The organism is Pseudomonas sp. AU12215, from assembly GCF_001675465.2.
GTDB classification, from domain to species: domain Bacteria; phylum Pseudomonadota; class Gammaproteobacteria; order Pseudomonadales; family Pseudomonadaceae; genus Pseudomonas; species Pseudomonas nitroreducens.
Genome location: NZ_MACM02000017.1, coordinates 133627 through 144224 on the forward strand (window position 1 = coordinate 133627; position 10598 = coordinate 144224).

Sequence of the window (10598 nt, forward strand, 5' to 3'; positions counted from 1 at the left end):
TCGGCAGGGGTTGAAGGTCAGAGAGTAAAGCAGGATTTGCGCGGCCTGCGGCTCAGCCGGCGTCGGCCCAGCGCTCGCGCACAGCGAGGATGTCGGGCAGGCGACCGAGGAAAAGCTCCACCAGCTCCGGGTCGAACTGGCGGCCTTTTTCCCGGCGCAGCAGTTCGATGGCTTCGTCGATGCTCCAGGCCGGCTTGTACGGGCGCACGCTGGTCAGCGCATCGAACACGTCGGCGATGGCGACGATGCGCCCCTCCAGAGGGATTTCCTCGCCGCGCAGGGCATTGGGGTAACCCGTCCCGTCCCAGCGTTCGTGGTGGGTGAGGGCGATGCTGCGCGCCAGGGTGAGCAGGGTGGAGTCGTGTTCGCCGATGATCCGCGCGCCGATCTCCGGGTGTTGGCGCATCACCGCCCATTCCTGCTCATCGAGGCGTCCGGGCTTCTGCAGGATGGCATCGGGAATGCCGATCTTGCCCACGTCATGCATGGGCGCCGCGTTGAGCAGGTCGTCGGCGGCCTTCTCCGAGTAGCCGGCAGCGCGGGCCAGGATGTGCGCGTAGTGGCTCATGCGGATGACGTGCAGGCCGGTCTCGTTGTCCTTGTACTCCGAAGCCTTGCCCAGGCGCTGGACGATCTGCAGGCGTGTCTCGCGCAGTTCCTCCACGCGCACCAGCGACAGGTGTGTGCGCACGCGTGCCTTGACGATAGGCGGGCTGACCGGCTTGGTGATGTAGTCCACCGCGCCGACCTCGAAGCCCCGCGCCTCGTCGGGTACATCGGCGAGCGCGGTGACGAAGATCACCGGAATGGCGCAGGTGGCCTGCTCGGCCTTGAGCCGCTGGCAGACCTCGAAGCCGGTCATGCCGGGCATCATCACGTCCAGCAGGACCAGGTCCGCGCGTTCGCGGTTGGCCAGCTCCAGCGCCTTCTCGCCATCCTTGGCGAACAGCAGACGGTAGTCGTCCTGCAGGATGTGGCGCAGCACCTGGAGGTTGGTGGCTTCATCGTCCACCAGCAGCAGGCAGGGACGATGATCTTGGGCGGTCAGGCTCATGCTTGCTCCAGTCGGGCGCCGAGGGTGCGGACCCATTCCAGGGCCTGGTCGAAGTCGAAGTCGTCGATGGCGTAGCGCAGGGCTTCGAAGGCCTCGCGGTGTTCGCCCTGGGCGGTGCCCAGGCGCAGGCGTTCCAGCGCCTGGTCGTCCAGGCCGCCGCGGGAAAGGGCCAGTTGCAGGGCCTGCAGCGCGTCACGCAGGTCCTGCGAGGCGGCCTCGCCAACGGCCGCCCCGACCGCCTCGGCGAAGGCTACCGGCACCAGCGGCACCGATTCGCGGACCGTAGTGAACTCCGCGCGGACACGCTCCAGGGCAGCCGCCAATTGTTCAGCCTTGCCGTGCTCTGCGGCGCCTTCCAGCGCGCCGATGGCGCCGGCCAGACGCGGCAGGGCGAGGTTGGCGGCGGCGCCGCGCAGGCGGTGGGCGAGGGCGGCAATGCCGGCGCGATCGCCGTTGCTCACTGCGCTTTCCAGAGCGTTCAGACTGGTTTCCTGCTCTTCGAGGAAGCGCACGACGGCCCGTGCCATGGGCAGCGGTCCGCCCCACAGGCGGGCGCCGACGGTCCAGTCCAGGGTCGCCAATGGCGCAGTTTCGCTGACGTGCGCGCTGCGAATCGCGGGCGCGGCACCCAGCAGCCGGGCCATTTCGTCCAGCAGGCCGGTGAGGTCCAGCGGTTTGCTGGCAAAGCCATTCATGCCGGCATCCAGGGCGTTCTGCCGGTCGCGGTCGAGCACGCTGGCGGTGAGGGCGATGATCGGCACGGCGTCTTCACCACGTTGCTGCTCGATGGCGCGGATACGCCGGGTCGCCTCCAGGCCATCCATGCCGGGCATCTGCACGTCCATCAGGATCAGGTCGAAGTCCTGCGCGCTGTAGGCGTCAACGGCGGCCTGCCCGTCGCCGACGCTGTGCGGGCGATGGCCCAGGCGGCGCAGATTCAGCTCCAGCAGCTCGACATTCTGCGGGACGTCGTCCGCTATCAGGATGCGCAGCCGTGGCAGGCTCGGTGCGTGGCTGCGCGTCTCCGGCTTTACGCTGCGGCCGGCCGGCAGCGGCAGGTCTACGGTGAACACGCTGCCCCGGCCCACTTGGCTTTCCACGCTGATGCGACCGCCCATCAGCTCCACCAGCTGGCGCGAGATGGTGGTGCCCAGCCCGGTGCCGCCAAAGCGCCGGCTCATGGAGGCGTCGGCCTGGGCGAAGGGGTCGAAGATGCGCTCCAGGCGGTCGGCGGCGATGCCGATGCCGGTGTCGCGGATGGCCAGGCGCAGCGCGCCGGGTTCGCCGCTGATGACCAGCCGCACTTCGCCACGCTCGGTGAACTTCACCGCGTTACCCAGCAGGTTGGTGAGCACCTGTTGCAGGCGCAATGGGTCGCCACGGAAGTACTCGCCGGTGCGCTGGCCATAGTCGATCTGCAGGCTCAGGCCCTTGCGCTCGGCGGACAGCCGCAGCGCCGCGCAGACCTGCTCGCACAGCTCCGGCAGGGAGAAGTCCAGGGCTTCCAGTTCGATGGCGCCACGATCGAGCTTGGCGGTGTCGAGGATGTCGTTGAGCAGGCCCAGCAGCGAGCGCGAGGCGTTCTGTACGGTGCTCAGGTAGCGCCGCTGGTTCGCTTCCAGCGGTGAATCCAGCAGCAGTTCGGTGAAGCCCATGATGGCGTTCATCGGCGTGCGGATTTCGTGGCTCATGTTGGCCAGGAAGCTGCTGCGCGCGGCGGCGGCCTGTTCGGCGCGGTCGCGGGCGCTGCGCAGTTCCTGCTCCATGACGCGGCGCGGGGTGAGGTCGGTGGCCAGCTTCACCACCTTCACCGGCTTGCCGTCGAAGTCGAGGATCGGGTTGTAGGTGGCGTGGATCCACACCTCGCGCCCGTCCTTGGCCAGGCGGCGGTATTCGCCGGCGCTGTGCTCGCCTTTGCGCAGTGCCTGCCAGAACGCCTGGTACTGGGCGCTGGCGGCGATGTCCGGCGGGCAGAACAGGCTGTGGTGCTGGCCCAGCACCTCGGCTTCGGTGTAGCCGAAGAGTTCGAGGATGTTGTCGTTGGCGGCGAGCACGCGGCCTTCGAGGTCGAATTCGATCAGCGCCATGGCGCGGCCGATGGCCGTGACCTTGCCTTCGTATTCGTTGCTCAGCAGCTTGGTTTCGGTCTGGTCGAGCAGCACACCGTCGATCCACTGCGGGTTGCCGGATTCGTCATAGCAGGCGCTGCCGCCTTCCCAGATCCAGTGTTCGGCGCCGCTGCGGTCGAACAGCCGGTACTCGACGACGTAGCTGCGGCGCTCGGCAATGGCGCGGCGGACTTCCTCGTTCACCGCTTCCTGATCATCGGGATGGTAGAGCTGGGCGAAGGTGATGCGCTGGTCGCTGAAGTCCTGCGCCGACCAGCCGGTGACGGCCTCGACCGCATCGCTGACGAACAGGGTGCTCCAGGCGTGGTCCGGGAGGACGCGGAAGGCGATGCCGGGCATGTTGCGGATCAGCGAGCGGTACTGTTCCTCGCTGGTGCGAAGGGCCTGCTCCATCTCGCGGCGTTCGCTGATGTCGGCGACGAACACGACGAACCAGGGCTTGCCGTTGTGATCGGTGACGCCGAGGCTGACGCGCACGGGGATTTCCCGGCCGTCGCGGGTCAGGCCTTCCAGCTCCAGTTCGGAGTTGCTGAACTGGCGCTTGCCGCTGCTCTTGTAGTTATCCAGCGCCATGCGGAACTGATGGCCGTAAGCCTCGTTCATCAGTACCTGCATGGGTTTGCCCACCAGCTCGTGCGGGTGCCAGCCGAACAGGCGCAGCACTGCGTGGTTGACCGAACGGATCACGCCGCTGTGGTCGATGGTGAGGATCGCCTCGACGGCGGCGTCGAGCAGCGAATCCAGGTGCTTGCGCCGGCGCTCCAGTTCCTGGAACAGCTGGCGATAGCGCAGCAGGCCATTCACCGCGGCAACGCAGATGCTCAGGCTGATGGTGGCCATGGACACTGCCAGCGCCAGGTAGAAGCTGCCCTGCACGCCCTGCGGCACGCCGAACTCCTCGCGGCCGACGAAGCGCGCGGCGGCCATGCCGGTGTAGTGCATACCGGCAATTGCCAGGCCCATCACCAGCCCGCTGACCAGGATCGCCAGGTTCGGCCGCATCAGCCCGCGCAGGCCGAAGCGCACCCAGAGCGCAATCACCGCCAGCACCACGGCGACAAGGATCGACAGGGCGAACATCCACGGGTTGTAGCGCAGCAGCGGAGCCATCTGCATGGCGGCCATGCCGCTGTAGTGCATGGCACCGATGCCGGCGCCCACCAGCACCCCGCCGCCAATAAGCTGAAGGCGATTGACGTTGCGCCGGGCCAACAGGCTCAGGGCGATCCAGGAGGCGAACAGGCTCGGCAGGCCGGAAAGCAGGGTGATCAACGGGTCGTAGCGCACCGCCGCGCAGAGCTGGAAGGACAGCATGCCGATGAAGTGCATCGCCCACACGCCGCCGCCCAGGGCCACCGCGCCGGTGCCGATGGCCAGTTGGCGGTAGAACGGGCTGCGCGCCAGCCGCGCCACGCCTGACAGTTGCAGGGCCATGGTCGAGGTGAAGACGGCAATGAGGATGGAGAGCAGCACCAGAGCATTGTTGTGCTCGCCGAAAACCAGCAGCGAAGGGGTGTCGCCGCTGTAGAAATATCGCTGCAGATCGAGCATTGAACGAGACCGTACTGCGTGCCGAAGGCCCGGTGGAAGACGAGACGGGGTGAGCAAAACACAGGATGGATGCAAATTGCCATCATTGTCGGTCGCTGCTCCCGCTGAACCGGCAGTGGAATGCGGGTTTCGGACGAGCGGAAAGCCAATGTTCGGAATCGAAGCTGAAACGATGCAGCCGGACGGCGACCGACACTTCGTTGTCGGCAGACGAAGCGGCAAATTGAGCGGTTGCCGACGGCTGGCGCCGGAAATGAAGAAGCCCGGCTTGGGGCCGGGCTTCTTTGGGTACCTGTCTGCGGATCAGGCGGGCATGTGCCATTCCTGCAGGCGGTAGCCTTCGCGGTTCAGCTCGTCGCGGGCCTGATTCAGCAGGCCTTCGAGCTGCTCCGGGTCGGAGTAGGCGGAGCTGGGAATGCGGGTGAGGCCCAGCAGACGGGTACCGGTGCGATCGAGGACGGACAGGTCGAGGCTGCCGTCGCCCCCTTGGTCAACCCAGGTCACACAGTTGAAGGGTTGGAAGGCTCGTCCAGTGATCAGCAGAGCCTCGTTGAAACGAAGAGTCGCATGCATGGTTGTGATCTCTCTGCGTGGTAATCCATTGCGAAGGTGGCGAAAGCGGCTCATCCACTTTCGTGTTCGTTCACGCAATTGATGGATTCAGAGTCGAAGAAAGTCACAACCCATGTCGCGGTTGTACACAAAATAGTCGCAAATAAAACTGTTTCAGTCGCTACAGGCCCCGTCAGCCGTGGCCTGTAGCGATTTTTTGGGTGCGCCATCGCGCCGCACGTGCCATTTGTAGTTGGCGACGAGCGGTCAGGCCTGCATGGCCCAGCCGTCCACGTTCATCGCCGCCTGGCGCAGTGCCTCGGAGCGGGTCGGGTGGGGGTGGCAGGTGCGTGCGATGTCCTCGGCGGCGCCGCGGAACTCCATGGCCACGCAGTACTCCGCGATCATGTCGCCGACGTTCGGGCCGATCATGTGCACGCCGAGGATCTCGTCGCTGCGCTCGTCCGCCAGCACCTTCACGAAGCCCTCTGTCTCGTGGTTGATCTTCGCCCGGCTGTTGGCGGTGAAGGGGAACTTGCCCACTTTGTAGGCGCGGCCCTCGGCCTTGAGCTGTTCCTCGGTCCTGCCCACGGTGGCCACTTCCGGATGGGTGTAGATCACGCTGGGGATGACGTCGTAGTTCACTTCCCCGGCCTTGCCGGCAATCAGCTCGACGCAGGCGATGGCCTCGTCCTCGGCCTTGTGCGCGAGCATCGGGCCGGAGGTCACGTCGCCGATCACCCAGATGCCCGGCACGCTGCTGCGGTGTTCGTGGTTCTCCAGCATGCCGCGCTTGTCGGTAGCCAGGCCCACGCTTTCCAGTCCCAGGCCCTGCGTATAAGGACGGCGGCCGATGGCGAGCAATACGTAATCCGCCTGGATCGACTCTGCCGCGCCGCCAGCAGCCGGCTCCACGCTCAGCGTCACCTGCTTGCCGCTGACCTTGGCCTGGGTGACTTTCGAGCCCAACTTGAAGCTCATGCCCTGCTTGGTCAGCGCGCGCTGGAAGGTCTTGGCGGTTTCCAGGTCCATGCCGGGGCAGATGCGGTCGAGGTATTCGATGACCGTGACTTCCGCACCCAGGCGGCGCCATACCGAACCCAGCTCCAGGCCGATGACGCCGGCGCCGATCACCACCAGGTGCTTGGGCACCTCGGGAATCGACAGCGCGCCGGTGGAGTCGAGGATGCGCTTGTTGTCGACTTCCACGCCCGGCAGCGGGGAGGGCTCGGAACCGGTGGCGATGATGATGTCCTTGGCGGTGAGGCTGCTCTTGCTGCCGTCGGCGGCGGTCACTTCCACCTTGCCCGGCCCGTCGATGCGGCCCCAGCCCTTCACCCAGTCCACCTTGTTCTTGCGGAAGAGGAATTCCACGCCCTTGGTCAGCGCGGTCACGCTCTCGGATTTCTGCTTCATCATCTGCGCCAGGTCCAGCTTGGGCTTGACCTGGATGCCGAGGTTGGCGAACTCGCCGCCGGCCGCCGCTTCGTACAGTTCCGACGCGTGCAGCAGCGCCTTGGACGGCATGCAGCCGACATTCAGGCAGGTGCCACCGAGGGTTTCGCGGCCCTCCACGCAGGCAACTTTCAGGCCCAGCTGGCCCGCGCGAATGGCCGCGTTGTAGCCGCCGGGGCCGCCGCCGATGACGATCACATCGTATGCGCTCATGCAGTGCTCTCCGAGTTGGAAAAAGGGGTCAATCGAGGTTAGCCCGCGCTCGCCGGATCACCAGCGCATGGCCTGGGATAAGCGTTACTCGATTTATATTACGAACATAATATATGATTCAACGCAAGTCACGCAGACATGACAGACGCGGCGGGGAGGGCGAAAATGCAGGGCTTTGGCGCCTCGGGTTCGTGCGCCTACGGAGAATTCATGAAAATCGACTGCGATTTCGACAGCGGCAATATCCGGGTCATCGACGACAGCGACCCGCGCCAGGTGCGCCTGGCGCTGCGCCCGGACACGAAAAGCCCGCACTTCCAGTGGTTCCACTTCAAGGCGGAAGGTCTGGAGCCCGGTGAGCAATATCAGTTCAGCCTGACCAACGCCCCCGGCTCCAGCTACACCGGCGGCTGGCCGGGCTACAACGCGGTGGCTTCGTATGACCAGCGCGACTGGTTCCGCGTGCCCAGTACCTATGATTCCAACGGCTTGCACTTCAGCCTCGTTGCCGAACAGCCCCAGGCCTGGTTCGCCTACTTCGAGCCCTACAGCCGCGACCGCCATGCCGAGCTGGTGAAGCGCGCCCAGGCCAATGGCGCCGAGCTGCTCGCCACCGGCCACAGCATCGAAGGCCGCGAACTGCCCCTGCTGCGCATCGGCAAGGGCGCGGCGGGTGCGCGGAAGATCTGGCTGATCGCCCAGCAGCACCCCGGCGAGCACATGGCCGAGTGGTTCATGGAAGGCCTGATCGATCGCCTGCAATCGGGTGATGCCGAGGTCCAGCGCCTGCTGGAGCGCGCCGACTTCTACCTGGTGCCGAACATGAACCCGGACGGTGCCTTCCACGGCCACCTGCGTACCAACGCCGCCGGCAAGGACCTGAACCGCGCCTGGGCCGCGCCCAGTGCCGAGGAAAGCCCGGAAGTGCTGTTCGTGCAGGAGCAGATGGCGAAGTACGGCGTCGACCTGTTCCTTGACGTGCACGGCGACGAGGAAATCCCCTTCGTGTTCGCCGCCGGCTGCGAAGGCAACCCGGAGTTCACGCCGCGCCTGGATCGCCTGGAAAGCCTGTTCCGCGAGCGCCTGGAAGCCAACGGCGAATTCCAGAGCGTGCACGGCTACCCGAAGGACGCTCCCGGCCAGGCCAACCTGACCCTGGCCTGCAATCACGTCGGCCGCACTTACGACTGCCTGTCGCTGACCCTGGAAATGCCGTTCAAGGACCACAACCTGTCGCCCAATCCGCGTACCGGGTGGAGCGGGGCGCGGTCGAAGGCACTGGCGGAGGCGGTGCTGGTCACGGTCGCCAGCCTGGTCGACGAATTGCGCTGATTCGCGAGCGGACGGACATCGCGGTTTGCCATAGCCCGCCTTGGAGCTCTTCGTAGGACCGAGGGGAATGCCTGGTACTTGCTCGCGAATCCGCCCAGCCGCAGAGCCGCGGGGTGTTCGCGAGCAAGCTCGCTCCGGCAGAAAGGCGTCTTTCCCGGCGACGTCTTACATCCTTGGCGGCTGACCGTTGGGGTAATCCGTCGCAGGCAGCCTTTGAATCCTTCCCCTCGCGTGCTAATCCAAAACATGAGGCATACGAATTCAGGAGGCAGGTATGACTCGACATCGCAAGCGGTTGACCCCGCAAGTCATCGAAGACCTGCAGGACCGCACGGACGCCCTGGAAGAACTGGACTTCATAGAGCGCCGTGAAGTGCGCAAGAACCGCGCGGGCGAACAGAGGCCACGCACCCTCGCTGGCGCAGGCTGAGCAAGCAGGCCTCAGGGCCCGGCCGCACCGGCGCGTGCGCCAGCCAGTTGGACACGCCAGGGCCGATTCGGCTTCCCGCCGGGCCGGCCTTGCCTCTGTAGTCATTCACTTTGTCGGAGCGCCTCTGCCGATCCGCGTCGTCAGCCTTTTTCCGTCATCCGTTTCCGGGCTGTAACCGGCATTTTAGAGCGCCCCGGATCTGTAACTTCGTGCTTACTCAATAGTCGGTGTCTTACAAAATACAGACTGAAAACTTGAACTGCTTCACATAAACTCGGGTCTTCCGTTAGCGCATTTCGCTCTACCCGCAGCCGTCAGAAGTAACCCCATGGAAAACCACAGTACCCCCCTGGGTCCGGTTCCCGCTCATCTGGTCCGTGAAGCCGTGGCCAAGAAGACCGGCCTGGGATGGGTGGTCGAGTTCAATGTTGCCACCTGGCTCAACCTGGCTGTGCGCGACGACACCGCTGTAGCCCTCAAGATCAGCTACCTGGACGGCGACAAGCCCCGCGAAGTGCTGGTCGACAAGGGCAGCATCTTCGGCGCCCAGCGCATCCTGCTGTGCGGCATCGCCCGCCTGGGGGTGAACCAGAAGCTGGAGTCCATGAGCCTGTCGCTGGAAACACGCTCGCCGATCCAGTCGCTGCTGGTAGAGGAACTCTTCGTCCAGGCCGTCGAGCGCCAGAGCGAAAAGAAGAGCGGCACCCGCAAGGCGCGCTGACCACCCGTGGCGAGGGGCGCCGGTGGGGCGCCTGAGCGCTGCAATCGACGGGCATTCCCGCCGTGCATGAAGCTTCGCCGGGCTTGCGATCCGCCGGTCGGAGCGGGGAATATCGCCTGGCCCCACTCGTTGCACCAGGAAGCCCCATGCCCCTCGATATCGAACAGCTCAAGCTCTACACCGCACACCGTGGCATCGCCATTCCCATGCTCGACCTCCTGCAGTTCCGCCATGCCCCGGCGGAGGACGGCAACGGCCCCGGTCGGCTGGTAGTGCGCGTCGAACCGCAGCACGTGAACGGCTGGGCCAACGCCCATGGCGGGCTGATCATGACCCTGCTCGATGTCGCCATGGCCCTGAGTGCCAGCGATGCCGACGAAGCCGGCCGCGGCGTGGTGACGGTGGAAATGAAGACCAATTTCCTGCGGCCGGGCGGGGAAGTGGGCGAAGTGCTGGAAGCCCTTGGCAGCGTCCGCCACCACACGCGCTCCATCGCCTTCTGCGAGGCCGAGTTGCGTAATAGCGCGGGCGTGGCCGTGGCGTCCGCCTCGGGCACCTTCAAGTACGTCAACAAGCCGCGCCCGCTGGCTGACGCCTGAGCATTTTCCTCCCCGCATAGTCACTTCCCCACGGCCGCGGACGGATGTTCGCGGCCTTTTCCCCGGGCTGATAGCGCTTCGATACCAGCACCGCTCGGCGGCTCGGCGTGCGTTCTTAAGATCTTCTTAATTCATCGGGTGTCCTATCAAGGGACGCTCTAGCACGGGCTTTGCAAGAAACTTCTTTCACTGGTTGTAATGAATTCGTCATAAAGCGTGACTACATTTTTCTGTCATGAAAGTGTCACTCAATGTGGCTGAGCCAGTGACGGCACAAGGCAACCCACCATGCTGCTCGATGACAAGAACTTCCCACGGCGCGTCCAGCGCGACCTGCAGGACGACCGCGACGAAGAGCTCGAACTCGAACTGTTCGACGAACTCTACGATTTCGAAGGGCTGCGCCACGGCAGCCTGCAAACCCATGAAGAACGCCTGGCGCGCCAGCGCTACTTCCACACCCTGTTCAGCCTGCAGGCCGAGCTGGTCAAGCTGCAGAACTGGGTGGTGAAGACCGGCCACAAGGTGGTCATCCTCTTCGAGGGCCGCGACGCGGCGGGCA

General features: G+C 65.4%; 8 protein-coding genes and 1 pseudogene. 5 read left to right on the forward strand and 4 right to left on the reverse strand.

Annotated elements, in window-relative coordinates; translation table 11 throughout:
* Nucleotides 1-52: 52 nt before the first annotated feature.
* From A9513_RS05635 to lpdA, 4 genes are all read right to left on the reverse strand, one after another.
* Entirely contained in the window at nucleotides 53-1054 is a 1002-nt protein-coding gene (locus A9513_RS05635) for a two-component system response regulator (protein ID WP_024763323.1), read from the reverse strand.
* On the reverse strand, nucleotides 1051-4734 hold the full coding sequence (locus tag A9513_RS05640) for a PAS domain S-box protein (protein WP_065084179.1): 3684 nt from the start codon (nucleotides 4732-4734) through the stop codon (nucleotides 1051-1053). The genes A9513_RS05635 and A9513_RS05640 overlap by 4 nt, the downstream gene beginning before the upstream one ends.
* 303 nt (nucleotides 4735-5037) lie before the next feature.
* The gene (locus A9513_RS05645; RefSeq protein ID WP_024763325.1) at nucleotides 5038-5307 is read right to left on the reverse strand and encodes a hypothetical protein; all 270 of its coding nucleotides are present in this window, start codon (nucleotides 5305-5307) and stop codon (nucleotides 5038-5040) included.
* Nucleotides 5308-5553: 246 nt separating this feature from the next.
* Nucleotides 5554-6954 carry a dihydrolipoyl dehydrogenase gene (lpdA, locus tag A9513_RS05650; protein ID WP_065084180.1) on the reverse strand — a complete coding sequence of 467 codons (1401 nt, stop codon included), beginning with the start codon at nucleotides 6952-6954 and terminating at the stop codon, nucleotides 5554-5556.
* 210 nt (nucleotides 6955-7164) lie between these two features.
* Between lpdA and A9513_RS05655 the strand changes: the two genes are divergently transcribed.
* The 5 genes and pseudogenes from A9513_RS05655 to A9513_RS05670 all read left to right on the forward strand — a co-directional run.
* Nucleotides 7165-8286: a M14-type cytosolic carboxypeptidase gene (locus tag A9513_RS05655; RefSeq protein WP_065084181.1), complete on the forward strand. Its 1122-nt coding sequence runs from the start codon at nucleotides 7165-7167 to the stop codon at nucleotides 8284-8286.
* 274 nt (nucleotides 8287-8560) lie between these two features.
* Nucleotides 8561-8716, forward strand: a complete 156-nt coding sequence (locus A9513_RS35970) for a hypothetical protein (protein ID WP_164488247.1) — start codon at nucleotides 8561-8563, stop codon at nucleotides 8714-8716.
* A gap of 328 nt (nucleotides 8717-9044) precedes the next feature.
* The gene (locus A9513_RS05660; protein ID WP_024763328.1) at nucleotides 9045-9437 is read left to right on the forward strand and encodes a hypothetical protein; all 393 of its coding nucleotides are present in this window, start codon (nucleotides 9045-9047) and stop codon (nucleotides 9435-9437) included.
* 146 nt (nucleotides 9438-9583) lie between these two features.
* Complete coding sequence (locus A9513_RS05665; RefSeq protein WP_024763329.1) at nucleotides 9584-10036, forward strand: PaaI family thioesterase; 453 nt, start codon at nucleotides 9584-9586, stop codon at nucleotides 10034-10036.
* 288 nt (nucleotides 10037-10324) lie between these two features.
* A pseudogene (locus A9513_RS05670) lies at nucleotides 10325-10598 on the forward strand (polyphosphate kinase 2); the annotation flags it as partial.

Excerpts from the sequence above, each read along its gene's own strand:
- A9513_RS05635 (WP_024763323.1), bottom strand. The coding sequence starts at position 1,054 with ATGAGCCTGACCGCCCAAGATCATCGTCCCTGCCTGCTGCTGGTGGAC.
- A9513_RS05640 (WP_065084179.1), bottom strand. The coding sequence starts at position 4,734 with ATGCTCGATCTGCAGCGATATTTCTACAGCGGCGACACCCCTTCGCTG.
- A9513_RS05645 (WP_024763325.1), bottom strand. The coding sequence starts at position 5,307 with ATGCATGCGACTCTTCGTTTCAACGAGGCTCTGCTGATCACTGGACGA.
- lpdA (WP_065084180.1), bottom strand. The coding sequence starts at position 6,954 with ATGAGCGCATACGATGTGATCGTCATCGGCGGCGGCCCCGGCGGCTAC.
- A9513_RS05655 (WP_065084181.1), top strand. The coding sequence starts at position 7,165 with ATGAAAATCGACTGCGATTTCGACAGCGGCAATATCCGGGTCATCGAC.
- A9513_RS35970 (WP_164488247.1), top strand. The coding sequence starts at position 8,561 with ATGACTCGACATCGCAAGCGGTTGACCCCGCAAGTCATCGAAGACCTG.
- A9513_RS05660 (WP_024763328.1), top strand. The coding sequence starts at position 9,045 with ATGGAAAACCACAGTACCCCCCTGGGTCCGGTTCCCGCTCATCTGGTC.
- A9513_RS05665 (WP_024763329.1), top strand. The coding sequence starts at position 9,584 with ATGCCCCTCGATATCGAACAGCTCAAGCTCTACACCGCACACCGTGGC.